Source organism: Serratia sp. SM04, assembly GCF_040280225.1.
GTDB lineage: Bacteria > Pseudomonadota > Gammaproteobacteria > Enterobacterales > Enterobacteriaceae > Serratia > Serratia sarumanii.
Genome location: NZ_JBEOQT010000004.1, coordinates 147,762 through 173,451, shown reverse-complemented (window position 1 = coordinate 173,451; position 25,690 = coordinate 147,762). Strand labels below are relative to the sequence as shown.

Sequence of the window (25,690 nt, the reverse complement as noted above, 5' to 3'; positions counted from 1 at the left end):
TGCAGCGCCCCTGGCGTAGCGTTATCGCGCGGTTACTTGCCGATGCGCGCGTGCATTTCCTGCACCGACGTCACCTGCTCGGTCGGATCCGCTTTCAGCGCCATCGCGGTGGCGAAGCCGCCGTTCAACGTGGTGTCGTAGTGCACCTTGTACTGCAGGGCGCTGCGGCGAATCAGCTTGGAGTCCTCAATCGCCTGACGGCCGGCCGTGGTGTTGACGATGTAGGTGTACTCACCGTTCTTGATACGATCCTGAATGTGTGGACGCCCTTCGTGCACCTTGTTGACCAGGCGCGGGTTGATGCCCGCTTCGCCCAGCACCACCGCGGTGCCGTGGGTGGCGTCCAGCTCAAAGCCTTGCTTCAGCAGGCTGGCGGCCAAATCGACCACGCGAGCCTTGTCGCCTTCACGCACCGACAGCAGCGCGCGGCCCTGTTTCTTCATGCCCGAGTTGCTGCCCAGCATCGCTTTGGAGAAGGCTTCCGCAAAGGTGCGGCCCACGCCCATCACTTCCCCGGTAGAGCGCATTTCCGGCCCCAGAATCGGGTCGACGCCCGGGAATTTGTTGAACGGCAGCACCACTTCTTTCACCGAGTAGTACGGCGGGATAATTTCTTCGGTCACGCCCTGCTCGACCAGCGTTTTGCCCGCCATCACGCGCGCGGCCACCTTGGCCAACGGCACGCCGGTCGCTTTGGAGACGAACGGCACGGTGCGCGCGGCGCGCGGGTTGACTTCAATCAGGTAGACTTCGTTGTCTTTCACCGCGAACTGCACGTTCATCAGGCCGCGTACCTGCAGCTCGAACGCCAGTTTTTCCACCTGGCGACGCATCACGTCCTGAATTTCCTGGCTCAGGGTGTACGCCGGCAGCGAACACGCGGAGTCGCCGGAGTGCACGCCCGCCTGCTCGATGTGCTCCATGATGCCGCCAATCAGCACGCGCTCGCCGTCGCAGATGGCGTCGACGTCCACTTCCACCGCGTCGTCCAGGAAGCGGTCCAGCAGCACCGGCGCATCGTTGGACACGCTGACCGCAGTCTGGAAGTAACGGCGCAGGTCGGTTTCGTCATAGACGATTTCCATCGCCCGGCCGCCCAGCACGTAGGAAGGGCGCACCACCAGCGGATAGCCGATGCCCGCCGCCTTCTCCACCGCCTGCTCAATGGCAGTGACGGTGGCGTTGGCCGGCTGCTTCAGGCCCAGGCGGTTGACCGCCTGCTGGAAGCGCTCGCGGTCTTCGGCGCGGTCGATGGCGTCCGGGCTGGTGCCGATGATCGGCACGCCCGCGGCTTCCAGCTCACGCGCCAGCTTCAGCGGGGTCTGGCCGCCGTACTGCACGATCACGCCCTTCGGCTTCTCGATGCGCACGATTTCCAGCACGTCTTCCAGCGTTACCGGCTCGAAGTACAGGCGGTCGGAGGTGTCGTAGTCGGTGGAGACGGTTTCCGGGTTGCAGTTGACCATGATGGTCTCGTAGCCGTCTTCGCGCAGCGCCAGCGAGGCGTGCACGCAGCAGTAGTCGAACTCGATGCCCTGGCCGATACGGTTCGGCCCGCCGCCCAGCACCATCACTTTCGGCCGGTCGTTGGTCGGGTTGGACTCGCACTCTTCTTCATAGGTGGAGTACATGTAGGCGGTGTCGGTGGCGAATTCCGCCGCGCAGGTATCCACGCGCTTGTACACCGGATGCAGGCCGTGGCTGTGGCGCAGCTTGCGAATTTCGCTTTCGGCGACGCCGGCCAGCTTGGCCAGACGCGCATCGGCGAAGCCCTTGCGCTTCAGGGTGCGCAGGAACGCTTTGTTCAGGCCGTTGATGCCCGCTTCGGCCACCTGCTCTTCCAGGCGCACCAGCTCTTCAATCTGCACCAGGAACCAGCGGTCGACGTTGGTCAGGTTGAAGACGCCGTCAACCGACAGACCGGCGCGGAAGGCGTCGGCGATGTACCAGATGCGGTCAGAGCCGGCGTCTTTCAGCTCGCGGCGGATTTTGGTCAGCGCTTCCGGATCGTCCAGGCTCACTTTCGGGTCGAAGCCGGTGGCGCCCACTTCCAGGCCGCGCAGCGCTTTTTGCAGCGACTCCTGCTGGGTGCGGCCGATGGCCATCACTTCGCCGACCGATTTCATCTGGGTGGTCAGGCGGTCGTTGGCGCCGGCGAACTTCTCGAAGTTGAAGCGCGGGATCTTGGTCACGACGTAGTCGATGGACGGTTCGAACGATGCCGGGGTGCGGCCGCCGGTGATGTCGTTCATCAGCTCATCGAGGGTGTAGCCCACCGCCAGCTTGGCGGCGATCTTGGCGATAGGGAAGCCGGTGGCTTTCGACGCCAGCGCCGAAGAGCGCGACACGCGCGGGTTCATTTCGATAACGATCAGGCGGCCGGTTTTCGGGTTGACCGAGAACTGCACGTTGGAGCCGCCGGTTTCCACGCCGATCTCACGCAGCACCGCCATCGAGGCGTTGCGCATGATTTGGTATTCCTTGTCGGTCAGGGTCTGCGCCGGTGCGACGGTGATCGAGTCGCCGGTGTGGATGCCCATGGCGTCGAAGTTTTCGATGGAGCAGACGATGATGCAGTTGTCGTTCTTATCGCGCACCACCTCCATCTCGTACTCTTTCCAACCGATCAGCGATTCATCGATCAGCAGCTCGTTGGTCGGCGACAGATCCAGACCGCGTTCGCAGATCTCTTCGAACTCTTCGCGGTTGTAGGCGATGCCGCCGCCGGTGCCGCCCATGGTAAAGGAAGGGCGGATGATGCACGGGAAGCCGACGTCAGCGGCGACCGCCAGCGCTTCTTCCATGGTGTGCGCAATGCCGGAACGCGCGGTGTCCAGACCGATTTTCTTCATCGCCACGTCGAAACGGCGACGGTCTTCGGCCTTGTCGATCGCATCGGCGGTGGCGCCGATCATGGTCACGCCGAACTCGGCCAGCACGCCCTGACGCTCCAGCTCCAGCGCGCAGTTCAGCGCCGTCTGGCCGCCCATGGTCGGCAGCACCGCATCCGGGCGCTCTTTTTCGATGATCTTGCGCACCACTTCCCAGTGGATCGGCTCGATGTAGGTCGCGTCGGCCATTTCCGGGTCGGTCATGATGGTCGCCGGGTTGGAGTTGACCAGAATGACGCGGTAACCCTCTTCGCGCAGCGCTTTACACGCCTGGGCACCCGAGTAGTCGAACTCACACGCCTGGCCGATAACGATCGGGCCAGCGCCGAGGATCAGGATGCTTTTTATGTCTGTACGTTTTGGCATTTTTTTACTGCTCCTGATTATTTGGCGTTAGAACGGTAAGTCTCAATCAGTTCGATAAAGTGATCGAACAGCGGCGCGGCATCGTGCGGGCCTGGGCTGGCTTCCGGGTGACCCTGGAAGCTGAACGCCGCCTTGTCGGTGCGGTGAATGCCCTGCACCGTGTGGTCGAACAGCGATTTGTGCGTGACGCGCAGGTTCGCCGGCAGGTTGTTTTCATCGACGGCGAAGCCGTGGTTCTGCGCGGTGATCATCACGGTGTTGTTGTCCAGATCCTTCACCGGGTGGTTGCCGCCGTGGTGGCCGAGCTTCATCTTCATGGTTTTCGCCCCGCTGGCCAGCGCCAGCAGCTGGTGGCCCAGGCAGATGCCGAACACCGGAATGTCGGTTTCCAGGAACTGTTTGATGGCGGCGATGGCGTAGTCGCATGGCTCCGGGTCGCCCGGGCCGTTGGACAGGAAGATGCCGTCCGGATTCATTTTCAGCACCTCGTCGGCCGGGGTCTGCGCCGGCACCACGGTCAGGCGGCAGCCGCGATCCACCAGCATGCGCAGGATGTTGCGCTTGGCGCCGTAGTCGTAAGCCACCACGTGGAACGGCAGCTCCGCGGCGGTTTTGGCTTCGGGCAGGTCGCCTTCAAGCGTCCAGCTGCCTTGCTGCCAGCTGTAAGCCTCTTGGGTGGTGACCTCTTTCGCCAGATCCATGCCCTTCAACCCCGGGAAACCTTGCGCCTTGGCCAGGGCCAGCGCGGCGTCCGGCGAGTCGGCGGCGATGATGCAGCCGTTCTGGGCGCCCTTCTCGCGCAGCAGGCGGGTTAATTTACGGGTATCGATATCGGCGATCGCCACGATGTTGTGACGCTTGAGGTAGTCGGACAGGCTTTCTTCGTTGCGGTAGTTGCTGGCGATCAGCGGGAGGTCACGAATGACGAGGCCTTGGGCGTGTACTGCGGAGGATTCTTCGTCGGAAGCATTGGTGCCGACATTGCCGATATGAGGATAAGTAAGAGTAACGATCTGGCGGGAATAGGAAGGATCAGTGAGGATTTCTTGATAACCGGTCATCGACGTATTGAAGACCACTTCCCCCACTGCCGTTCCCTCTGCCCCGATGGCCCGACCGTGGAATTGGGTTCCGTCTTCCAGAACCAATAGCGCTGACTTTATCAAAACATCCTCCGAGGAATAATCAATCACAATATTTGCATATTAATTCAGATATCGCGATCTAAATCAATGCAAAAACCGTCCGCGAGGCCAATTTTTGGCAAATTGGGCGCATTTTAATGATGAGTGCCCGGCTTGTCTACCCAAACTGCCGTTTTTTGTTTTATTTTTGCAGTTCTCGGCGCTCATGCGGCTTGAGCGTCGATAAAAACACAGAAAACCGAGGCTGGAAAACGGTTGCGAAGCTGAATGACGGAAAATGGCGCCAGAATGGGCTTAAAAAGACGCTGAAATGGGATCTGGTGGATGAAAACGGGGTGATTAGCGAGATAATCATCGATAAATAACAATCACGACAACAAAAACACACCAACATTTCATTTTTCATGTTAAAAAAAAGGACAATAAATTTATTGTCCGATTATCATAGCATTATGATCAATACAACCACATCACGATGGTATGCAAATCAATTATAATTGGTCCAAATTCAACACATCGCGCATATCAAACAGACCTTTATCACGGTTATGTAACCAGGAAGCCGCGCGCACCGCGCCGCTGGCAAAAGTCATACGGCTAGAGGCTTTATGGGTGATTTCCACCCGTTCACCGATGTCGGCGAACATCGCGGTGTGCTCGCCGACGATGTCGCCGGCGCGAATGGTGGCAAAGCCGATGCTTTTCGGATCGCGCTCGCCGGTATGGCCTTCGCGCGCATAGACCGCGCAGCTTTTCAGATCGCGCCCCAGCGCGCCGGCGATCGCTTCGCCCATGGCCAACGCAGTGCCCGACGGCGCGTCCACTTTGTGGCGGTGGTGCGCCTCAACGATTTCGATATCGGTATAGTCGCCCATCACCTGCGCGGCCTTCTCCAGCAGTTTCAGCACCAGGTTGACGCCGACGCTGAAGTTGGCGGCGAACACGATGCCGATATGCTGCGCCGCATCGCGGATCGCCTGCTTGCCGGCGTCATCGAAGCCGGTAGTGCCAATCACCATCGCCTTGTGGTGCGCCACGCAAAAATCCAGGTAGCCCCGGGTGCTTTCCGGGCGGGTGAAGTCGATCAAAATATCGAACTCGTTCGCCACCTTCTCCAGACTGTCGCTCACCTTGACACCCAGCGCGCCAATGCCCGCCAGCTCACCGGCGTCGACGCCGATCAGGCTGGAACCCGGGCGCGACAGCGCCGCCCCCAATACCACGCCTTCCGCCTGCTGCACCGCCTGGATCAACTGACGGCCCATCCGGCCGCCGGCGCCCGCAATCGCAATGCGGATTTGTGTATCACTCATGCTTGCTCTCTTCTTGATTTGACGCCTATCCCATTAGGCTATCGATTCAGGGTAACCGCCCCGCTTCAGCGTCGCCAGAGGATTCATTTCATAATTAGAAAATTATGATATTCCCCCGCTTTCATCAGCGGCGCTGTCGTGAGATTAACATTCAACCGATTTGGCGGCCTGCGACGATTGTACATAATCATGCAGTTTCCATGGCAAAAAAATGCGGGATAAAGGCGCCGAAAACGGCGCCTGGGGAAGGGAGAACGGCGAGGTCAGGCGGTGATAGCGGCCACTTCGTTGGCGATCGCCGTCAGCGCGTCGTGGCGGGCATAGTCCTCACGCACCAGCGCCGCACGTTGCCGATAGATCGGCTGCTGTAGAATGCGCGTCGCCGCCGCCAGGATCTGTTCGGCGCTCGGCGTGCTGGTGTGCAGGCTGATGCCGCAGCCGGCGGCCACCACGCGCGCGGCCGCCTCCAGCTTGTCCTCGCCGGTGCCGGCGACGATCAGCGGCACGCCGCTGTCCAGCGCATAGTTGATCGAGCCGTAACCGCCGTTGGTGATCAGCAGCGCCGTCTCCGGCAGCCAGCGTTCGAAGGAGATAAACTCCCGCACTCTGGCATTGCCCGGCAGCGCGTCCATCAGCCCTTCCGTCGCCCTTCCGCCGGTGGTGGCCAGCACCCGCACCGGCAGATGCGCCAGCGCTTGCAGCGTCGGCACGATCAGCTGATGCAGATCGACATTGGCCAGCGTGCCCTGTGTCACAATCACCAGCGGCCGACGATCGTCCGCCTCCCACAGCGTCTCTTCCGCCGCCGGCTGGCCGCCGCTGCGCAGCGGGCCAACGAATCGCACGCCGCTCGGCAGATCGTCACGCTCATATTCCAGCGCCGTGGTAGCCAGCTGCAGGAAACGCTCGCAGCCACCGATCAGCGCGTCGGTGAACGGGCGATCCAGCGCCCGCCCGCCCGCCTGCAGCAGCGCCGCATCGAAGCTCTGCTGCACGTCATCGATCAGCACGCGCGTTTCCTCATCCACCAACTGCTCACGGGTCAACGCCTGCGGCAGCAGCGCCGGCGGGATACGCGGGCCATAAAAAATAGCATCGCGCGAAGAATACGACAGCGGCGTAACGCCGATACCGAAGACCGGCGGCCGCTCGGCGGACTGCAGCAGCGGCAGCACGCCGTAGAAACAGTTCTCCACCATCAGCAGATCGGTCTTTTCGGCGGCGATGGCCGCACGCAGCTGCCGATCCAGCAACGGGATCGGCGCGGCGAAGAAATCCTTCAGCGCCAGCGCCATCTGCGCATTGCCCGGCGGCAGCGCGGCGCGCTCGGGGAAGTGCTCTTCCAGGTGGCGGTAATCGAAATCCACCTGCGCGTCGAACGGCACGAAGCTCGCGCCCGCCGCCTCGGCGCGTTCGCGAAACAGCGCGCCGGTCATCACCCGCACCTGATGCCCTTGGGCAATCAGGTGGCGAGCGATGGCTAACATCGGGTAGACGTGCCCCGGAGTGGCGACCGCCGCCATCAGTATCCTTGCCATAATGCTCCTTTACGCTTCTGCGTTGGCCGGCTTCAGCGCCAGATTGGCGCACACCGGGTTGCTCTGAATATGCACGCGCTGCAAATGACGCGCGGAACGGGCGGTAAAGCCCTCACGGCCGTGCAGCAGCGAGAAGTTGTCCGCCACCACCACGTCGCCCTGTTGCCATTGGTGGGCATAATAGTGACGCGGATCGTACAGATGCTGCTGCAGAGTGTGGTGGAACTGTTCCTGCTGGTGTTCCGGCACGCCGTGGTATTCCAGCGCATGTTGATTGAGGAATTTTTTTCCTTCCGTCGGCGGTTCATTGTAGCGCATGATCAAGCCCCTGCCGTTCGGGTGCTGCACCACCAGCGGCGAACAGACTTCGCCGCCGTAATGCACCACCTGCTTGATGCGGTAGGTGATCGAGACCGACAGCCACTGATCCAGCAGCGCTTCGTCCGCATTGGCCAACAGCCGCGTGGTGTCGACGAAGGTGGTGCATCCGCCTTCGTCCGGCGACGGCGCCGCCACGCAGTGGAACAGCTGGAACTCGGGGATGGTCGGCTTATACATGCCATCCCAGTGCAGCGGGACGTAGCTGCTGTCGAAGATATGATCCTTGGCGTCCGGATGCTCCTTCACGTCCAGCACCGCGCCGAACGGCCACATCATGATCTCGCCCCACTGCTCAGCGTAGCGAGTCAGAACTTCCGCCTCGCTGAAACCCGAGTCGAATCCGCGCAGCACCAGCAAGTGGTGTTCCTGCGCCAGCGCCCGCAGCGCCGCCACCGGCAGCTCGCCGATCTTTTGCCCCGGATGCTGCGGCGTCAGGATCGCGCCAAACGGGGTATTCGGTTGAATATGGCAATTAAGCGGTTGGTTGTTCATCGGTGATTCTCCTTGCATCGAATGTGCTGCTCACACGGCAACGTGCCGTCAAAAACGCGCCCGCCAGGATTCCGGGCGCAAAAGCCCGCCACGGCCTCAGGCCATCTGCGGTTGTTCGATCAGGTAATGGCTCGGCGTGCCGCGGATCTCCACCAGTTCGCCGTCCAGGCTCTGCGCGTCTTTACGCTTCATCAGCACGAACTGGCCGTTCACGTTGGCCGCCACGCCGTGCCACGGCGTTAGCCAGTCGTCTTTGGTCGGCATCATGTGGATGCCCATTTTCAGGCTGTCGGCCGGCTGCGGGTGAATCGACAGGCGGATCGCCGCCGGGAAATGCTGCGCCAGCAGGTTGCCCCAGGCCCAGCTGCGCTGGATCACGCCGCAGGCGCGTTGTTTGGCGTCTTTCTGCAGCGCGGCGTTGGAACCGCTGTAGCCCGGCAGCTGGCTGTCTTCATACAGGAATCGCGTGATGGCGCGGTACAGCAAGAGGCCCTGTTCGTCCTGCATCAGCTGTTGCTTGATCGCCTCTTCCGATTCGGCATAGCCCTCCACCAACAGCCGGCGCAGCAGATCGTAATCATCGGTATGTTCCGCCAGGCCTTTGACGTCGCCGAGGTTGAACACGCTCAGGTGCGTCGCGCCCACTTCATGCAGCAGGCTTTCAATCTCACGCTGATAGTGGTTGATCGCTTCATCGCTGACGCGGATCAGATCGCCGAACACGTGGCCGTCGGAGCAGATAACGATATGCGCCCCCGGCGGGTAATAGAGTTGAATGCGCTGGCACAGCGAGTTGAGGAAGATCAGCGACAGCCGCTCCGCCATGTCCGGCACCGCGCCGATCACCTTGTTGGTGTTGGGCGACTTGGTGGGAAAGGCCGGCAGCACGAATTCGATACGTTGCTCGTTTTCAATGAATGCCCGAATGCGCGGCAATTGCACCTGAGTGACCCGCCGTTCTTCTTCGGCAATCGAGGTATCGTCGCCGGGGAAGCGGCGGCGGTATTGCAATAATTCACGTAGGATTTTTAACGATATTTCTTCTTTCTGAGCGCTGTCCACAATGAGCTCCTATTGCGATGTGGCGCGGGTGCATTATTGATAAGCGCAATAAGATTTATCAAAAAGAGAAAAAACTCTGCGAAATAATAATCAGCCCGGCGTTTATGTGCTTCAGGCAATATAGAAGAGATAGTGCTATATTATTAGCCCGTATAATTCACAATCTTGGTTAAGTTGTGCTTAACAAACTATGAGCAATATTTTAAAACGCATGGCCATTTTCTCAAAAGTGGTCGATTGCGGCGCATTCAGCATGGCGGCAAAAGAATTGGGCATGACGACTTCCGCCGTCAGCCAGCATATTCGCCAGTTGGAGGAACATCTGGGTATTCAATTACTGCTGCGATCGACGCGTTCATTGAGTCTGACCGAAGCCGGATTGTGCTTTTATGAAGATTGCCTGCTGATGATCCACGCCGCCGAACGTGGCCAACAACGGATCGCCGCGCTGCGCGGCGAACTGGTCGGTGAGCTGCGCGTCGCCACCTCCACCGAATTCGCCACTCACTACCTGGTGCCGGCGCTGCAAAGTTTTCTCGACGAACATCCTCGTCTCACGCTGCGGCTGGAAATCCACGATGAGAAGATAGATCTCATCACGCAGCGCATCGATCTGGCGATACGCGGCGGCGTGCTGGCCGACTCCAGCTACGTTTCCACGCGGCTGGCGTGCTGCCGCGAAGTGCTGTGCGCCTCGCCGGCTTACCTGGCGCATCACGGCGTGCCGGATTCGCCACAGGCGCTGACGCACCACCAATGGGTCACCTTTACGCCACTCGGCAACCCGCAGTTTGTCCGTCTGATCCATCGTAACGGCGGTGAACACCGCATGCGTATGACCGGGCGCTTGTTCACCAACAGCGGTATGGCGATGAAGGAGTTGGCGCTGACCGGCAAGGGTATCATTCGCAATTTCTTCGCCAACGTTGAACGTGAATTGCGCAGCGGCGAGCTGATTGAAATATTGCCCGATTGGCGGTTACCGGAAATTAATTGCTACGCCATTATGCCGCGCAGGGAGAGCCAGCCATTAAAAGTCAGACGATTGCTGGAGCATATGAAACTCTATTTGCAGGAGAAGGGATTAAGCGCCGTAGAACATATCCGTCAGGAATAAAATAAGAAACATCTGCAATATCTATTATTGTAATTATTGTAATCACCTTACCAACACCGGGTCCTATTTAGATTGCAGCCTAATGATATCTTTATTAATAACTTTTCGCCAGCCTATATAATTAATCACACCGACGTTATTTCAAATACTCAGAATAAATTTGGCTTTAGTTAGCAGAAAATTTGAATATGCATGGAATATTATTTTTTACGCGGCGCGCTTTCCAAAAAAAACGGGAAGCCTAAGCTCCCCGTTGTCATCCGCCGGCGCATGTCAATCGATCTGACGAACGTCCACGCGCAGCTCTTTAGGCACTTCAAACACGATGTTCTCTTCACGCCCGCTGATTTCATGCACGTCCAGGCCACCCAGCGCTTTCAGGCGAGAGATCACCTCCTGCACCAGCACGTCCGGTGCCGAGGCGCCGGCGGTAACGCCGATATTGCGCGCTTCGCTCAGCCAGCTTTCCTGAATATCCGCCGCCGAGTCGATCAGATAAGCCGGTTTGCCGACGCGCTGCGCCAGTTCCGCCAGACGGTTGGAGTTGGAGGAGTTCTTCGACCCCACCACCAGCACCACGTCCGCATCGCCGGCCAGGTTGCGCACCGCTTCCTGACGGTTGGTAGTGGCGTAGCAGATATCATCCTTACGTGGCCCGATAATTTTCGGGAAACGCTGACGCAAGGCGTCGATCACGTCCGAGGTATCATCCACCGACAGCGTGGTCTGCGTCATGAAGCACAGGTTGTTTTCGTCTTTCACCTGCAGCTTCCACACGTCTTCCGGCGATTCGACCAGGTACATGCCACCCTGCGGGTTGCTGTACTGGCCCATGGTGCCTTCCACCTCCGGGTGCCCGGCGTGGCCGATCAGGATCGCTTCGGTGCCGCGGCGGCTGGCGCGCGCTACTTCCATATGCACCTTGGTCACCAGCGGGCAAGTGGCGTCGAACAGCATGGTCAGATCGCGCGCCTTGGCTTCGGCGCGCACCGCCTGAGAAACGCCGTGCGCCGAGAAGATCAGGATAGAGCCGTCCGGCACTTCGGCTATCTCTTCGATAAACACCGCGCCGCGCTCACGCAGGCTGTCGACCACGTAGCGGTTGTGCACCACTTCATGCCGCACGTAGATCGGCGCGCCATACAGTTCCAGCGCGCGTTCCACGATGCTGATCGCACGATCAACCCCGGCGCAGAAGCCGCGCGGGTTAGCCAGCAATATTTGCATGCATCTCCTCCTGCTGCGGATCGATCTCCAGCACTTCGATATCGAAGGTCACCGGATGGCCCGCCAGCGGATGGTTGAAATCGACGGTGATCGAATCTTCCGCCACCGCGCGCACCACGCCCGGCATTTCACTGCCGTCGATGGCGGTAAACAGCATGATGGTGCCCACGTCCGGCACGCCGGTTTCCGCGAAGTCGCGGCGCGAGAAAAACTGAACCAGATCCGGGTTCTCCGCGCCGAACGCCGCTTCCGGCTGCAGGGTAAAGGCGCATTTGTCGCCCGCGCGCAGGCCGAGCAGCTGCGCCTCCAGCGGCGCCGACAGGCTGCCGTCACCCAGGCGGAACAGCGCCGGCTTGCCGCTGCTGCGGGTGGATTCGGCGGTCGAACCGTCTTCCAGTTTCAGCGTAAAGTGAACCAGCACCGCGCTGTCACTGATAACCTGAGCCGTCATATTACTCACCTTTACTCTTTGCGCTTTTGTTCGCCGGCGACAGGAAACCTTCCAGCACGATCATCGCCGCGCCCACGCAGATAAAGCTGTCCGCCAGGTTGAAGGTCGGGTAGTGCCAGTCGCCGACGTAGAAGTCGATGAAATCGACCACGAAACCGTGCCACAGGCGGTCGAACAGATTGCCCAGCGCCCCGCCGATGATAAAGGCGTAGGCGATGTTGTTCAGCTTCTGCTGCGCCGCACTGCGGTACATCATCACCAGCAGCACCGCAACGATGGCGATGGCGATGCCGGCGAAGAACCAGCGCTGCCAGCCGCCGTGATCGGCGAGGAAGCTGAACGCGGCGCCGTAGTTGCGCGCGTAAAACAGGTTGAACGACGGGATCAATGGCTGGGACTGGCCCAGCGTAAAGTTAGCGAGGATCCACTGCTTGCTGCCGAAATCCAGCGCCAGCACCGCCACCACAACCCACAGCCAACGCAGGCCGGTCGAACAAATTGATTTACTCATCAGGCGCGAGTTCTCAGGCAAAGTTACGCTTCTCGCCGTCACCGGCGACGTTGCTTACACAGCGGCCGCAGATGTCTGCGTGCTCCGCCACCAGGCCGATATCGGTGGTGTAATGCCAGCAGCGCGGGCACTTCTCACCCGGCGCCGTGCTGAAGGCGATCTTCAGCCCTTTCAGCAGCTCGGAAGCCTGCGCGTCGGCCGGCGCATCCGCCAATGGCGCAACGCTTGCCGCAGAGGTCAGCAGCACGAAGCGCAGCTCATCCTGCAGGCTGTTCAGGCGCGCCGCCAGCTCGCTGTCGGCATACAGCGTTACCGCCGCTTCCAGCGAACCGCCGAGGCGTTTGTCGGCACGCGCCTGCTCCAGCACCTTGTTCACTTCGCCGCGCACTTTCAGCAGCTCGGCCCAGAAAGCGTCGTTCATCGGCTCGCCTTCCGCCAGCCCGAACAGGCCGTCGTACCACTCTTCGGTGAACACGTACTGCGCGCGCTTGCCCGGCATGAAGCCCCAGATCTCGTCCGCAGTGAACGACATGATCGGCGCCATCCAGCGCACCAGCGCTTCCACGATGTGATACAGCGCGGTCTGGCAGCTGCGGCGGGCGACGCTGTCGCTCTTCGCGGTGTACTGACGATCCTTGATGATATCCAGGTAGAAGGAGCCCATCTCGACCGAGCAGAACTGCATCAGACGCTGCACCACTTCATGGAAATCGTAGTTGGCGTAAGCCTGCTCGATATCCTGCTGCGCCGCCAGCGCACGGCCGACCGCCCAGCGATCCAGCACCACCATGTCTTCCGGCGCCACGCAATCGGTGCTCGGCTCGAACCCGTTCAGGTTGGCCAGCAGGAAGCGCGCGGTGTTGCGGATGCGGCGATAAGAGTCGGCGGAACGCTTGAGGATCTCGTCGGACACCGCAATCTCGCCGGTGTAATCGGTCGACGCCACCCACAGACGCAGAATGTCGCCGCCCAGCTTGTTCATCACGTCCTGCGGGCTGACGGTGTTGCCGATCGACTTGGACATCTTGCGGCCCTGGCCGTCAACGGTGAAGCCGTGGGTCAGCACTTCTTTATAAGGCGCCTTGCCTTTCATCGCGGTGGAGATCATCAGCGATGACATGAACCAGCCGCGGTGTTGGTCGGAGCCTTCCAGATACATGTCGGCGCTGTGGCCGTGGAACTCAGGACGCACGTCGACCACCGAAGCGTGGGTGGAACCGGAGTCGAACCACACGTCCAGCGTATCCGGCACTTTCACGTAGTCGGCGGCGTCCGCGCCGAGGATGTCGGCCGCGTCCAGATCCCACCAGGCCTGAATGCCGTCTTGCTCGACGCGCTTGGCCACTTCTTCCATCAGCTCAACGCTGCGCGGGTGCAGCTGCTCGGTTTCTTTATGCACGAACAGCGACATCGGCACGCCCCAGGTGCGCTGACGCGAGATGCACCAGTCCGGGCGGTTGGCCACCATCATTTCGATGCGCGCCTGGCCCCAATCCGGGATCCACTGCACGCCTTTGATCTCTTCCAGCGACTGCTGACGCAGGCCTTTCTGATCCATGCTGATGAACCATTGCGGCGTGGCGCGGAAGATGATCGGCGTCTTGTGGCGCCAGCAGCACGGGTAGCTGTGCAGGAACTTCTCGACGTGCAGCAGCGCACCTTTCTCACGCAGCAGGTCGACGATCAGATCGTTGGCCTTGAAGACGAACTTGCCGTCCAGCAGCGGATGGGTACCGGTCAGGTAGCAGCCGTTCGGCCCTACCGGGTTGGCGATCTCCAGACCGTATTTTTGGCTGATGACGAAGTCATCCGGACCGTGGCCACCTGCGGTATGCACCGCACCGGTACCGGCGTCCAGCGTCACGTGCTCGCCCATAATGGCCGGCACGTCGAAGCCCATAAACGGGTGTTTGAAGCGCAGCAGCTCCAGATCGGCGCCTTTGCAGCTGCCCAGCACCGCCCATTCGGTGATGCCGGCGCGTTTCATCACGCTTTCCACCAGCTCGGCCGCCAGGATCAGGCACTGGCCGTCAACCTGCACCAGCTGATAGGTGAAGTCCGGGTGCAGCGAGATCGCGCGGTTGGCCGGCAGTGTCCACGGGGTGGTGGTCCAGATAACCAGGGAGATGGCGCCGCTGAAGTTGCTCACGCCGAACTTGGCCGCCACGGCAGCCGCGTCGGCCGCATGGAAAGTCACGTCGATCGACGGCGAAGTCTTGTCGTAATACTCCACTTCCGCTTCCGCCAGCGACGATCCGCAGTCGGTGCACCAGTGAACCGGCTTGGCGCCTTTCAGCAGGTGGCCGTTGCTGATGATCTTGCCCAGCGCGCGGATGATGTTGGCTTCGGTTTTGAAGTCCATGGTCAGGTACGGACGATCCCAGTCGCCCAGCACGCCCAGGCGGATGAAGTCCTTTTTCTGGCCTTCAACCTGCTCGGCCGCGTACTCGCGGCACTTCTGGCGGAACTCGGCCGCCGTCAGCTTCTCGCCCGGTTTGCCGTACAGCTGTTCAACCTTCAGTTCGATCGGCAGGCCGTGGCAGTCCCAACCCGGCACATAAGGCGAGTCGAAGCCGGCCATCCCTTTCGACTTGATGATAATGTCTTTGAGAATCTTGTTAACCGAGTGACCAATGTGAATGCTGCCGTTCGCATACGGAGGGCCGTCATGCAAAATGAAGGTTTTTTTGCCCTTTTTGGCAGTACGAATAATCCCGTACAGATCCTGTTCATACCAACGTTGCAGCATGCCAGGTTCGCGCTTGGCGAGATCGCCGCGCATCGGGAACCCTGTTTCCGGCAAGTTCAGGGTATTCTTGTAGTCACTCATTAGATTCTCGGTTCCGTTTTCGGCTATAGAGATTAAACCGGTGTCTGTAGCCCGAAGAACTTCCGGGCCGTCACCACATCATTGGCGATTTGCTGCTTCAGGGCATCGAGCGAAGCAAACCGCTGTTCATTGCGCAATTTTGCGCGGAGCACCACCTCAATATGGCGCCCGTAAAGATCCATTGTGACATCCAGCAGATGCACTTCCAGCTGCTGGCGCACGCCGGCGACGGTCGGGCGCGTACCGATATTGGCCACGCCCGGCAGCGGCTGCGGCCCCAGGCCGTACACTTCCACCGCATACACCCCTTTCACCGGCGCCACCAGGCGCTTGAGCGGCAGGTTGGCGGTCGGGAAGCCGATGGTGCGGCCCAGCTCGTCGCCATGCACCACGCGCCCGGAGATGCTGTACGGGTGGCCCAGCAGGGTCTCCGCCAGCGGCAGATCGTCCTCGCTCAGCGCGGTGCGGATCGCGGTGCTGCTGATGCGCCGATCGCCTTCGCGGAAGGTCGGGGTGCTGACCACCTCGAAGCCGTACTCTTTTCCGGCCTGCTGCAATAGCGGAAAATCGCCCTGGCGCCCGGCGCCAAAGCGAAAATCATCCCCCACCATCAGGAATTTGACGCCCAGCTTTTCCACCAGCAGCTCGGCGACGAACGCCTGCGCGGTGTTGGCGGCAAAACGCGGATCGAACTTGACGCACAGCAGGTAATCGACGCCCGCCTGCGCCAGGTAGTTGGCCTTGTCGCGCAGGCGCGTCAAGCGGGCCGGCGCCTTGTCTGCGGCGAACATCTCCAGCGGCTGCGGCTCAAAGATCATGACCATCACCGGCAGCCCGAGGCGTTGCCCTTGTTGCTTCAACTGCTCCAGCAACGCCTGATGACCGCGATGCACGCCGTCAAAGTTGCCGATGGTGAGCACGCAACCATGGTGGCGCGCCCGGATATTGTGAATGCCGCGAATTAGCTCCATAGCTGGCTCAAAACAGTGGAAATCGGCGGATTATACCTTGTACAGCCGGTAAGGTTAACCCGCGATTGGTGCCTTTATGTAATAGACACACCATACCGGAGATAATCTGCGCGTGAAACGGCTTCGCCGCAGTTTATCCGGCGCCGCCGGGCCGATTCTCGACCGCAGCCAACGGCTTGCGCCCGCCGCGGCAAAACATTGGCGAATTTTCTCGCGAAACACTGTATTCCCAAGAGCGAAGCTGGTAAAATCCTGCGCCATCACAACGTAGCGAGTGCCGCCTGTACAAACGGCGCTTATTTGCACAAATCCATTGACAAACGAAGGCTAAAAGGGCATATTCCTCGGCCTTTGAATTGTCCTCAATAGAATATATTTGGGAGTTGGACCTTGGCTAATATCAAATCAGCTAAGAAACGCGCCGTACAGTCTGAGAAACGCCGCAAGCATAACGCAAGCCGTCGCTCAATGGTGCGTACCTTCATCAAGAAGGTAGACGCAGCTATCGCAGCTGGCGACAAAGAAGCAGCACAAAATGCATTCCTGGTAATGCAGCCACTGGTGGACCGTCAGGCAGCTAAAGGCCTGATCCACAAAAACAAAGCAGCGCGTCATAAGTCAAACCTGACTGCACGCATCAACGCAATGCAATAAGCATTTCGTTATCTGCTTGATAAAAAAACCGGCTCAGGCCGGTTTTTTTACATCCTGCGTTCAGTGAACCGCTAGCAGGAAAACAGCGCAGAAAAATCTTTGTTGCACACGCGCTGCACCGCCGGATGCTGGATCATGCGCTCGGCGAAGATGATGTAATACTCCTCCTGCACGCTGTCGATGCGCCCAATCTCCACCACGTTGTCATCGTTGTAGGTATCCTGCGCATACAGCGTCGGCGCCACGAAAATCGCATTGTGATACATGCCGAAGGCCTTCATCAGCGCCGCATCGTCGAACTCGCCCAGGATCTCCACCTGAATGCCCTGCGTATTGAACCAGTTGAGCAGCTTGCGCCCCAGCATCGAGCGGCGGCCGGGGATCAGCAGTTTGCGCTGCTCCAGACAAGCCGGGAACGGCAGCTCCGGCGCCGGCTGGCGGCAGAAGAAGCTGATGCCGCACTCGCCCAGCTTCAGCGAGAACAGCCCTTCCTGCTGGCTGGAGTCCACCGGACAATCCGACAGGATCATATCCAGCTTGTGCTGGCTGAGCTGCTCCAGCAGCATCTCGTGCGTCGATTCAAAGCAACGCAGGTGGATCTGTTCGTTGTCCACCACCACCGCCGTTTCCAATACCTGGCTGACCAGGCGCTTCGACAGCGCATCGGCCACGCCGACGTCGAACAGCAGATTCGACTCTTTGCGGTAGTTGACGATATCCAGCATTTCCTGGCTGAGCATAAACATCTTGTCGGCATAACGAAACACCAGTTGCCCCAGCTCCGAAGGCACCAACCCGCGCCCCTGGCGTTTGAACAGCTTGCCGTCCAACCGCTCTTCCAGCGCTTTGATCTGGCCGGTGATGGTCTGCGGCGTCAGAAACAACGCTTCGGCGGCACCGACCACGGAACCGGCCTTGCAGACCTGCCAGAAATAGTAAAGGTGATTAAAGTTGATATGCGACATCCTCACGAGCGGCTCTCCTTAACAACGTTTCGCAGCGGCAAACGGTGTGCCGTGACGAGCGACAAATTTCCTTTCCCTGCTTCAGACAACGTATAGCCCCATTAGTCCCAACGAACAACGGCCGAAGCTGCACATATTTTATACCGTGCAGCTCCGACCAGCCATTTTATTATGTGCCCTTACCGGGCACATTCAGGATTAACGTACGCGCGGCAACGCCAGACGCAGCAATCCATACCCTACCACCGCCGCAGCGGTGGAGCCCAACAAGATCCCCAGGCGGGAATAGGTGCTGAGCGCCGCATCCGCATCGCCGAACGCCAGCGAGGCGATAAAAATCGACATGGTGAAACCAATGCCGCAGAGCACCGAAACGGCAAACACCTGTTTGAAGCCGATGCCTTCAGGCAAACGGGCGATGCCCATTTTCACCGCCAGCAGGCTGAAGAGGAAAATCCCCAGCGGCTTACCGATAAACAGGCCGGCCGCAATCCCAACCGGCAGCAGCGACGTCAATCCTTCCAGCGATACGCCCTGCAAAGAAACCCCGGCGTTGGCGAAAGCGAACAGCGGCAGGATCATAAACGCAACCCAGGGGTGCAGCTCATGTTCCAGCGTTTCCGACGGCGACGGCCCCTTCTTGACGTTCAGCGGGATCATAAAGCCGACGATCACCCCGGCCAGCGTCGCGTGCACCCCGGACTTGAGGATCGCGACCCACAACACCAGGCCGACCATCATATACAGCGAGGTTTTACCCACGCCGCGCCAGTTCATCACCGCCAGCAGCACCGTCGCCGCCGCCGCCACGCCCAGCGCCACCATCGACACTTCGTGGGTGTAGAACAGCGCGATGATGATAATCACGCCCAGGTCATCGATGATCGCCAACGCCAACAGGAACACTTTCAGGCTGGTCGGCACGCGGTTGCCCAGCAGCGCCATTACGCCCAGCGCGAAGGCGATATCGGTCGCGGCCGGGATCGCCCAGCCCTGGCGGGTGACTTCATCCGCGCCGTTGAACAGCAGGTAAATCAGCGCCGGCGCCAGCATGCCCCCCAGCGCGGCGATCGCCGGAAACACCGCCTTGTCGCGCCCGGACAGCGAGCCTTGCATCAACTCGCGCTTGACCTCCAGCCCCACCACCAGGAAGAAGATGGCCATCAGGCCGTCGTTGATCCACAGCAGCAGCGGTTTGGCGATCTCCAGCGAAGCAATCTTCACCATCACCGGCAGGTTAAGGAATGCCTGATAGATCCCCTGCGCCGGGGTGTTGGCCATGATCAGGGCGACGATTGCCGCCGCGATCAGAATGATGCCGCCCGCAGCTTCCTGACGTAAAAATTGACGAATGATATTGGTCACAGTACGTCTCTCCAAATCTGTGCAGGGCGTAACGCCCTGCAAACCACAGTCATGAAGTGAGTATAGAGGGCGTTTTAGTTCGAAAAAATAAGTTTATAAATGCTAAATAACTCGATAAAACCGATCTAAAGCACGAATAAGTCACATTATTTATAGGGGATTAGGGGTATGGCGTGCAAATAAAAACCCCGGGACAAACGCCCGGGGTTAGAACATAAACCAACAGAAACAGCAGGTTAGCGAGTCAGATCGTCAAAGAACTTTTTCACCCCGTCGAAGAAGCTCTTCGAACGCGGGCTGTTCTTGTCACCGGACGGGCCACCCAGGCTCTCTTCCAGCTCACGCAGCAGCTGCTTCTGCTTGTCGTTCAGATTGACCGGGGTTTCCACCACCACGCGGCACAGCAGGTCGCCCTGGCTGCCGCCACGCACCGATTTCACACCCTTGCCGCGCATGCGGAACAGCTTGCCGGTTTGGGTCTCCGAAGGCACCTTCAGTTTCACCCGGCCGTCCAGCGTCGGCACTTCAATCTCGCCGCCCAGCGCCGCCATGGCGAAGTTGATCGGCACTTCACAGTACAGGTTATTGCCTTCACGCTCGAAGATCGGGTGCGCCTTCACCTGCACCTGAACGTACAGATCGCCCGCCGGTGCGCCGTGCTCGCCGGCTTCGCCTTCACCCGCCAGGCGGATGCGGTCGCCGGTATCGACGCCGGCCGGAATTTTCACCGACAGCGTTTTGGATTTCTCTACCCGGCCGTGGCCGTGGCACTTGTTGCACGGATCTTTGATGATCTGACCGCGGCCATGGCAGTGCGGACACGCCTGCTGCACGGTGAAGAAGCCCTGGCGCATCTGCACCTGGCCCTGGCCGTGACAGGTTGGGCAGGTCACCGGCGAGCTGCCCGGCTTGGCGCCGCTGCCGTGGCAGACGTCGCACTCTTCCAGCGTCGGGATGCGGATCTCTTTGGTGACGCCACGTACCGCTTCCTCGAGGGTCAGCTCCATGTTATAGCGCAGATCGGAACCGCGGCTGGCGCGCTGACGGCGGCCTCCGCCGAAGATGTCGCCAAACACGTCGCCAAAGATATCGCTGAAGTCGGCACCGCCGCCAAAGCCGCCGCCGCCCATGCCGCCCTGCTCAAAGGCCGCGTGCCCATACTGGTCGTAGGCCGCGCGTTTCTGGTCGTCGGTCAGGACTTCGTAAGCTTCTTTAACTTCTTTAAACTTGATTTCGGCGTCTTGTTCCTGGTTGCGGTCAGGATGGTATTTCATCGCCAGGCGTTTGTACGCCTTTTTGATCTCACGTTCATCCGCCGTCTTGCTGACGCCGAGAATCTCGTAATAGTCTTTCTTCGCCATTCTTTTGCTTACCCTTAACATGCGTGCACGGGCGCAGAGTTGCCTCGACGCCCGTGCTGGTTTCCGGGAACGGCACCTCGGCCGCCCCGTGCCCGCTTAAGGGCGATTATTTTTTGTCTTTAACTTCTTCGAACTCAGCGTCAACCACGTCGTCGTCTTTCTGCGCCGCGTTGTCCGCGCCGGCGTCAGCACCCTGCTGAGCCTGCTGCGCCTGAGCCATTTCCAGCAGTTTGCCGGAAACCTGCACCAGAGCCTGAGTCTTCGCTTCGATCTCGGCTTTGTCTTCGCCTTTCACCGCCGCTTCCAGATCTTTCAGCGCCGCTTCGATCGCCGTTTTGTCTTCCGCCGGCAGTTTGTCGCCCGCTTCTTCCAGCTGCTTGCGCGTGCCGTGGATCAGGTGATCCGCCTGGTTACGCGTCTGCACCAGCTCTTCGAACTTGCGGTCGGCTTCAGCGTTCAGCTCGGCGTCGCGCACCATTTTCTGGATTTCGTCTTCGTTCAGGCCAGAAGATGCCTTGATGGTGATCTTCTGCTCACGGCCGGTGTTCTTGTCTTTGGCAGACACGTGCAGGATGCCGTCGGCATCGATATCGAAGGTCACTTCGATCTGCGCCATGCCGCGCGGTGCCGCCTGGATGCCGTCCAGGTTGAACTGGCCCAGAGATTTGTTATCGCTGGCGCGCTTACGCTCACCCTGCAGCACGTGGATGGTTACCGCAGACTGGTTGTCTTCAGCGGTAGAGAACACCTGGCTGTGCTTGGTCGGGATCGTGGTGTTTTTGGTGATCAGCGGCGTCATCACGCTGCCCATGGTTTCGATACCCAGCGACAGCGGGGTCACGTCCAGCAGCAGAACGTCCTTCACATCACCGGCCAACACGCCGCCCTGTACCGCCGCGCCCACGGCAACCGCTTCGTCCGGGTTCACGTCTTTACGCGGTTCTTTGCCGAAGAAGTCTGCGACTTTCTTCTGCACCATTGGCATACGGGTCTGGCCGCCCACCAGGATCACGTCCTGAATGTCGGAAACCGACAGGCCTGCGTCTTTCAGCGCCACTTTCAGCGGCTCGATAGAGCGCGCAACCAGATCTTCAACCAGCGACTCGAGTTTGGCGCGAGTCACTTTGATGTTCATGTGTTTTGGACCGGTCGCGTCTGCAGTGATGTACGGCAGGTTAACGTCGGTCTGCTGAGCGGAAGACAGTTCGATCTTCGCTTTCTCAGCGGCTTCTTTCAGGCGCTGCATCGCCAGCGGATCGTTGCGCAGATCGATACCCTGATCTTTCTTGAACTCTTCCACCAGGTAGTTGATCAGACGGCTGTCGAAGTCTTCGCCACCCAGGTGGGTGTCACCGTTGGTCGCCAGCACTTCGAAGGTTTTTTCGCCGTCAACGTCGTCGATTTCGATGATGGAGATATCGAAAGTACCGCCGCCCAGGTCATAAACCGCGATGGTGCGGTTGCCGACTTCTTTGTCCAGGCCGTAGGCCAGGGCCGCAGCGGTCGGTTCGTTGATGATGCGTTTTACTTCCAGACCCGCGATGCGGCCGGCGTCTTTGGTCGCCTGACGCTGGGCGTCGTTGAAGTAAGCCGGTACGGTGATAACCGCTTCAGTTACCGGTTCGCCCAAGTAATCTTCCGCCGTTTTCTTCATTTTTTTCAGCACTTCCGCAGAGATCTGCGGCGGAGCCATTTTCTGGCCTTTCACTTCCAGCCAGGCGTCGCCGTTGTCGGCTTCGACGATTTTGTACGGCATGATCGCTTTGTCGCGCTGCGCTTCTTCATCCTGGAAGCGGCGACCGATCAGGCGCTTGATGGCGAACAGGGTGTTTTCAGGGTTGGTCACTGCCTGACGCTTAGCCGGCTGGCCAACCAGAGTTTCACCGTCCTGGGTATATGCGATAATAGAAGGAGTGGTGCGGTCGCCCTCGGCGTTTTCCAGCACGCGTGCCTTGGCACCATCCATAATTGCTACGCAAGAGTTGGTAGTACCCAGGTCGATACCAATAATTTTGCCCATCTAAACGTCTCCACTAAAAAATTCATAATCAGTCAGGTTGCTAACCTATATGCGGGCGATTTTTTGCTTTTCAACTGCCCGATATCTCAGTGCGACCCGCGGTTAGCAGCTGCGGTTGCAAATAAGATGGGGCCATCCAATCCGGCATCAAGGGGCAAGGCGAAAAAAATTTCTTTTTTTTATCGTCATTCAGATCATTGTTTCCGGCTGCGGGGATCATTATGATGCGCGCGCTCTGGTGGAAAACTTCGATTTTTTGGCCATTCAGACCATTTATTATTTTACTTCGCTGTTTCCGTTAATTTTCTGTTATCGCAGAGGACTTATGCACACCAACAAGTTGGCGAATCCCGGCCCTCTCGGCCTGATGGGCTTCGGGATGACCACCGTCTTGCTGAACCTGCACAACGCGGGCTTTTTCCCACTGAACTCCGCCATCATCAGCATGGGGATTTTCTTCGGTGGCCTGGCCCAGATCCTGGCCGGTCTGCTGGAATACAAGAAGGGCAACACCTTCGGCATGACCGCCTTCACCGCCTACGGCAGCTTCTGGCTGAGCCTGGTCGGCCTGCTGCTGCTGCCGCGTCTGGGCCTGGCTGAGGCTACCGAGGCGCACGTGCTGGGCATCTACCTGGCGCTGTGGGGCGTCTTCACCCTGTTCATGTTCTTCGGCACCCTGGGCGCCAACCGCGTACTGCAGTTCGTGTTCGCCAGCCTCACGCTGCTGTTCGCCCTGCTGGCCGTCGGCAACATCACCGGCAACCACGCGCTGCTGACCTTCGCCGGTTATGAAGGCATCATCTGCGGCGCCAGCGCCATTTACCTGGCGATGGCCGAAGTGCTCAACGAGCAATACGGCCGCACCGTGCTGCCGATTGGCGAACCGGCCCCGGCCCGCGTCGCGACCTCACCGGTCACCGCATAATCGCCCTTCCCTGACGAAAAAGCCCTGCATTGCAGGGCTTTTTTTTAGCTGTAGGAATCGGCTTGCCGCTCCCCGGCTTCGCTGTTCAGGTCGCGATGCAGGTAGACGCCGAGCAGCAGCCCGATGAGCGACAGCGCCAGCACGTAGTAAGCGGGTGCTAACGGGGTTAATTTCATGATCAGCGTCACAAAAATAGGGGTTAGACCGCCAAAAATAGCGTACGAGACGTTATATGAGAACGAGATACCGGTAAACCGCACTTCCGCCGGGAAAGCCCGCACCATCACGTACGGCACGGCCCCCACCACGCCTACGCTGAACCCCACCAGGGCATAGCAGGCGAACAGCATTTCCGGGCGCACGCCCACCGTTTGATAGAACAGCCAACTGCAGCCGGCCAGCAGCACGCTGCCGACCACCAGCGTTTTGCTGGCGCCGAAGCGATCGGCCGACAAACCGGCGACGATGCAGCCGGCGATCAGCATGATGGTGGCGATGCTGTTGGCCTGCAGCGTCAAGGCCGGCGCGATGCCGAACTGCTTTTGCAGATAGGTCGGGGTCATCAGGATCACCACCACGATGCCGGCGGAGAGCAGCCAGGTCAGCAGCATCGATACCGCCACCTCCCGTTTGTGGTTGAGCACCACCGACTTCAGCGGCAGCTCTTCGGCCAGCGCTTTACGCGCCTGCATCTCGATGAAGATCGGCGTTTCCTGCAGCCAGCGGCGCAGGTACATCGCCACCAGGCCGAACATGCCGCCCAACAGGAAAGGAATGCGCCAGCCGCCGCCGGCAATGCTCTGCGGGCTGAGCGTGGTGTTGATCACCGTCGCCACCACCGAGCCCAGCAGGATGCCCACCGTCAGCCCGGCGGTCAGCGTGCCGCAGGCGAAGCCGATGCGCCGACGCGGCACGTGTTCGGCGACGAAGACCCAGGCGCCCGGCACCTCACCGCCGATCGCCGCCCCCTGCAGCACGCGCATCAACAGCAGCAGCAGCGGCGCAGCGATGCCGATGCTGGCGTAGGTCGGCAGCAGGCCCATCGCCAGCGTCGGCAACGCCATCAGCAGAATGCTCAGGGTAAACATCTTTTTGCGGCCGACCAGATCGCCAAAGTGCGCCATCACGATGCCGCCCAGCGGACGGGCCAGATAGCCGGCGGCGAAGATGCCGAAGGTTTGCACCAGCCGCAGCCATTCCGGCATGTCCGCCGGGAAGAACAGATCGCCGACCACGGCGGCGAAGAACACGAAGATGATGAAGTCGTAAAACTCCAGCGCGCCGCCCAACGCGGCCAACGTCAGCGTTTTGTAGTCTTGCCGGTTCAGCCGGCGATTATTGTCGTGAGGCATAGGGCACCGTCGGTAAAGGCTGTAAAAATAAAAGCCGCAGGCTTTCTGTAAAAGAATCCTTACTATAGCGGCAAATTATTTTCACACCAGACGGGCTGAAGCCGATCTCGCAGAACGCTGAAATTTAGAGGTTTATCTCGCGACGCGCGCTCTTTGGCCGAAATGCTGCTACCACCGCGGCGTGCGTTTCGACGTAAGGCCCGTCGAGCAGTTGAATGCAATAAGGCACGCTGGCGAAGATGCCGTGCACCACCGCATTGCCCTGCTCATCTTTTACCCCTTCCAGCGTTTCCTTGATCGACTTCGGCTGGCCGGGCAGGTTGATGATCAGCGCCTGCTTGCGGATCGCCCCCACCTGGCGAGAAAGAATTGCCGTTGGCACATAGTGTAGGCTGATCTGACGCATTTGCTCGCCGAAGCCGGGCATCACGCGATCGGCGATCGCCAGCGTGGCGTCGGGGGTGACGTCGCGGCGCGCCGGCCCGGTGCCGCCGGTGGTCAGCACCAGATGGCAACCCATTTCGTCCACCAGCTCGCACAGCGTCTGTTCAATTTGCGTCTGCTCATCGGGGATCAGCCGGGTTTCCAGCTTGAACGGCGTCGCCAGCGCGCCGCTCAGCCATTCCTCCAACGCCGGAATGCCTTTATCCTGATAAACGCCGCCGGAAGCGCGGTCGGAAACGGAAACCAAACCAATACGTAAAATATCCATGCGTAACCTCTACAGCCTGATGGGGTCCGAACGGGTTCGTC

The 25,690-nt window shown here is 59.8% G+C and carries 20 protein-coding genes; 3 read left to right on the top strand and 17 right to left on the bottom strand.

Annotated features, from left to right (window positions below; genetic code table 11):
- Positions 1 to 32 precede the first annotated feature (32 nt).
- The 6 genes from carB to pvcA form a co-directional block, all read right to left on the bottom strand.
- A complete protein-coding gene (gene carB / locus ABTW55_RS08335; protein ID WP_038873387.1) occupies positions 33 to 3,257 on the bottom strand; it encodes a carbamoyl-phosphate synthase large subunit in 3,225 nt (1,074 codons plus the stop codon).
- Between the two features lie 17 nt (positions 3,258 to 3,274).
- A complete protein-coding gene (carA, locus tag ABTW55_RS08330; protein WP_048232622.1) occupies positions 3,275 to 4,423 on the bottom strand; it encodes a glutamine-hydrolyzing carbamoyl-phosphate synthase small subunit in 1,149 nt (382 codons plus the stop codon).
- 470 nt (positions 4,424 to 4,893) lie between these two features.
- The gene (dapB, locus tag ABTW55_RS08325; protein ID WP_033649157.1) at positions 4,894 to 5,715 is read right to left on the bottom strand and encodes a 4-hydroxy-tetrahydrodipicolinate reductase; all 822 of its coding nucleotides are present in this window, start codon (positions 5,713 to 5,715) and stop codon (positions 4,894 to 4,896) included.
- 263 nt (positions 5,716 to 5,978) lie between these two features.
- Complete coding sequence (locus ABTW55_RS08320) at positions 5,979 to 7,238, bottom strand: glycosyltransferase (protein ID WP_060422492.1); 1,260 nt, start codon at positions 7,236 to 7,238, stop codon at positions 5,979 to 5,981.
- A 24-nt stretch (positions 7,239 to 7,262) separates the two neighbouring features.
- The gene (locus tag ABTW55_RS08315) at positions 7,263 to 8,126 is read right to left on the bottom strand and encodes a TauD/TfdA family dioxygenase (RefSeq protein WP_033649154.1); all 864 of its coding nucleotides are present in this window, start codon (positions 8,124 to 8,126) and stop codon (positions 7,263 to 7,265) included.
- A 96-nt stretch (positions 8,127 to 8,222) separates the two neighbouring features.
- Positions 8,223 to 9,188, bottom strand: coding sequence for an L-tyrosine isonitrile synthase (gene pvcA, locus ABTW55_RS08310; protein ID WP_033637062.1), 966 nt, complete (start codon positions 9,186 to 9,188; stop codon positions 8,223 to 8,225).
- A 190-nt stretch (positions 9,189 to 9,378) separates the two neighbouring features.
- On the opposite strand from pvcA, the gene ABTW55_RS08305 reads away from it, so the two are divergent.
- On the top strand, positions 9,379 to 10,305 hold the full coding sequence (locus ABTW55_RS08305) for a LysR family transcriptional regulator (RefSeq protein ID WP_033652892.1): 927 nt from the start codon (positions 9,379 to 9,381) through the stop codon (positions 10,303 to 10,305).
- A gap of 273 nt (positions 10,306 to 10,578) precedes the next feature.
- On the opposite strand, the gene ispH is transcribed toward ABTW55_RS08305, so the two are convergent.
- The 5 genes from ispH to ribF are packed head-to-tail and all read right to left on the bottom strand — an operon-like array spanning position 10,579 to position 16,295.
- Complete coding sequence (gene ispH / locus ABTW55_RS08300; RefSeq protein ID WP_033637058.1) at positions 10,579 to 11,532, bottom strand: 4-hydroxy-3-methylbut-2-enyl diphosphate reductase; 954 nt, start codon at positions 11,530 to 11,532, stop codon at positions 10,579 to 10,581.
- Positions 11,513 to 11,983 (bottom strand): FKBP-type peptidyl-prolyl cis-trans isomerase, encoded by a 471-nt coding sequence (gene fkpB, locus ABTW55_RS08295; RefSeq protein WP_033637057.1) that lies wholly within the window; start codon positions 11,981 to 11,983, stop codon positions 11,513 to 11,515. Before fkpB ends, ispH begins: the two co-directional genes overlap by 20 nt.
- 1 nt (position 11,984) lies before the next feature.
- Positions 11,985 to 12,494: a signal peptidase II gene (gene lspA / locus ABTW55_RS08290; RefSeq protein WP_041033196.1), complete on the bottom strand. Its 510-nt coding sequence runs from the start codon at positions 12,492 to 12,494 to the stop codon at positions 11,985 to 11,987.
- Positions 12,495 to 12,507: 13 nt separating this feature from the next.
- Positions 12,508 to 15,324 (bottom strand): isoleucine--tRNA ligase, encoded by a 2,817-nt coding sequence (ileS, locus tag ABTW55_RS08285; RefSeq protein ID WP_033637055.1) that lies wholly within the window; start codon positions 15,322 to 15,324, stop codon positions 12,508 to 12,510.
- Positions 15,325 to 15,356: 32 nt separating this feature from the next.
- The gene (gene ribF, locus ABTW55_RS08280; protein WP_033649147.1) at positions 15,357 to 16,295 is read right to left on the bottom strand and encodes a bifunctional riboflavin kinase/FAD synthetase; all 939 of its coding nucleotides are present in this window, start codon (positions 16,293 to 16,295) and stop codon (positions 15,357 to 15,359) included.
- Positions 16,296 to 16,685: 390 nt separating this feature from the next.
- Between ribF and rpsT the strand changes: the two genes are divergently transcribed.
- Positions 16,686 to 16,949: a 30S ribosomal protein S20 gene (gene rpsT / locus ABTW55_RS08275; RefSeq protein ID WP_004932960.1), complete on the top strand. Its 264-nt coding sequence runs from the start codon at positions 16,686 to 16,688 to the stop codon at positions 16,947 to 16,949.
- A gap of 71 nt (positions 16,950 to 17,020) precedes the next feature.
- Here the strand turns inward: rpsT and nhaR are convergent, their stop codons facing one another.
- From nhaR to dnaK, 4 genes are all read right to left on the bottom strand, one after another.
- Positions 17,021 to 17,920 carry a transcriptional activator NhaR gene (gene nhaR / locus ABTW55_RS08270; protein ID WP_004932962.1) on the bottom strand — a complete coding sequence of 300 codons (900 nt, stop codon included), beginning with the start codon at positions 17,918 to 17,920 and terminating at the stop codon, positions 17,021 to 17,023.
- Between the two features lie 192 nt (positions 17,921 to 18,112).
- A complete protein-coding gene (nhaA, locus tag ABTW55_RS08265; protein ID WP_033649145.1) occupies positions 18,113 to 19,279 on the bottom strand; it encodes a Na+/H+ antiporter NhaA in 1,167 nt (388 codons plus the stop codon).
- 236 nt (positions 19,280 to 19,515) lie between these two features.
- Positions 19,516 to 20,640, bottom strand: coding sequence for a molecular chaperone DnaJ (gene dnaJ / locus ABTW55_RS08260; RefSeq protein WP_033637051.1), 1,125 nt, complete (start codon positions 20,638 to 20,640; stop codon positions 19,516 to 19,518).
- A 106-nt stretch (positions 20,641 to 20,746) separates the two neighbouring features.
- Positions 20,747 to 22,660 carry a molecular chaperone DnaK gene (gene dnaK / locus ABTW55_RS08255; protein ID WP_004932972.1) on the bottom strand — a complete coding sequence of 638 codons (1,914 nt, stop codon included), beginning with the start codon at positions 22,658 to 22,660 and terminating at the stop codon, positions 20,747 to 20,749.
- Positions 22,661 to 22,985: 325 nt separating this feature from the next.
- Between dnaK and satP the strand changes: the two genes are divergently transcribed.
- On the top strand, positions 22,986 to 23,585 hold the full coding sequence (satP, locus tag ABTW55_RS08250) for an acetate uptake transporter (protein WP_033649275.1): 600 nt from the start codon (positions 22,986 to 22,988) through the stop codon (positions 23,583 to 23,585).
- A 44-nt stretch (positions 23,586 to 23,629) separates the two neighbouring features.
- On the opposite strand, the gene ABTW55_RS08245 is transcribed toward satP, so the two are convergent.
- Entirely contained in the window at positions 23,630 to 24,937 is a 1,308-nt protein-coding gene (locus tag ABTW55_RS08245) for an MFS transporter (protein WP_033637050.1), read from the bottom strand.
- A gap of 124 nt (positions 24,938 to 25,061) precedes the next feature.
- Positions 25,062 to 25,649, bottom strand: coding sequence for a molybdopterin adenylyltransferase (gene mog, locus ABTW55_RS08240; protein WP_004932980.1), 588 nt, complete (start codon positions 25,647 to 25,649; stop codon positions 25,062 to 25,064).
- Between the last annotated feature and the right edge of the window lie 41 nt (positions 25,650 to 25,690).

Bases quoted from the DNA above. Each gene is read 5' to 3' on its own strand.
- fkpB (WP_033637057.1), bottom strand. From the start codon at position 11,983: ATGACGGCTCAGGTTATCAGTGACAGCGCGGTGCTGGTTCACTTTACG.
- ribF (WP_033649147.1), bottom strand. From the start codon at position 16,295: ATGGAGCTAATTCGCGGCATTCACAATATCCGGGCGCGCCACCATGGT.
- satP (WP_033649275.1), top strand. From the start codon at position 22,986: ATGCACACCAACAAGTTGGCGAATCCCGGCCCTCTCGGCCTGATGGGC.
- ABTW55_RS08305 (WP_033652892.1), top strand. From the start codon at position 9,379: ATGAGCAATATTTTAAAACGCATGGCCATTTTCTCAAAAGTGGTCGAT.
- ispH (WP_033637058.1), bottom strand. From the start codon at position 11,532: ATGCAAATATTGCTGGCTAACCCGCGCGGCTTCTGCGCCGGGGTTGAT.
- mog (WP_004932980.1), bottom strand. From the start codon at position 25,649: ATGGATATTTTACGTATTGGTTTGGTTTCCGTTTCCGACCGCGCTTCC.
- ileS (WP_033637055.1), bottom strand. From the start codon at position 15,324: ATGAGTGACTACAAGAATACCCTGAACTTGCCGGAAACAGGGTTCCCG.
- carB (WP_038873387.1), bottom strand. From the start codon at position 3,257: ATGCCAAAACGTACAGACATAAAAAGCATCCTGATCCTCGGCGCTGGC.
- dapB (WP_033649157.1), bottom strand. From the start codon at position 5,715: ATGAGTGATACACAAATCCGCATTGCGATTGCGGGCGCCGGCGGCCGG.
- dnaJ (WP_033637051.1), bottom strand. From the start codon at position 20,640: ATGGCGAAGAAAGACTATTACGAGATTCTCGGCGTCAGCAAGACGGCG.
- dnaK (WP_004932972.1), bottom strand. From the start codon at position 22,660: ATGGGCAAAATTATTGGTATCGACCTGGGTACTACCAACTCTTGCGTA.
- ABTW55_RS08320 (WP_060422492.1), bottom strand. From the start codon at position 7,238: ATGGCGGCGGTCGCCACTCCGGGGCACGTCTACCCGATGTTAGCCATC.
- ABTW55_RS08315 (WP_033649154.1), bottom strand. From the start codon at position 8,126: ATGAACAACCAACCGCTTAATTGCCATATTCAACCGAATACCCCGTTT.
- ABTW55_RS08245 (WP_033637050.1), bottom strand. From the start codon at position 24,937: ATGCCTCACGACAATAATCGCCGGCTGAACCGGCAAGACTACAAAACG.
- lspA (WP_041033196.1), bottom strand. From the start codon at position 12,494: ATGAGTAAATCAATTTGTTCGACCGGCCTGCGTTGGCTGTGGGTTGTG.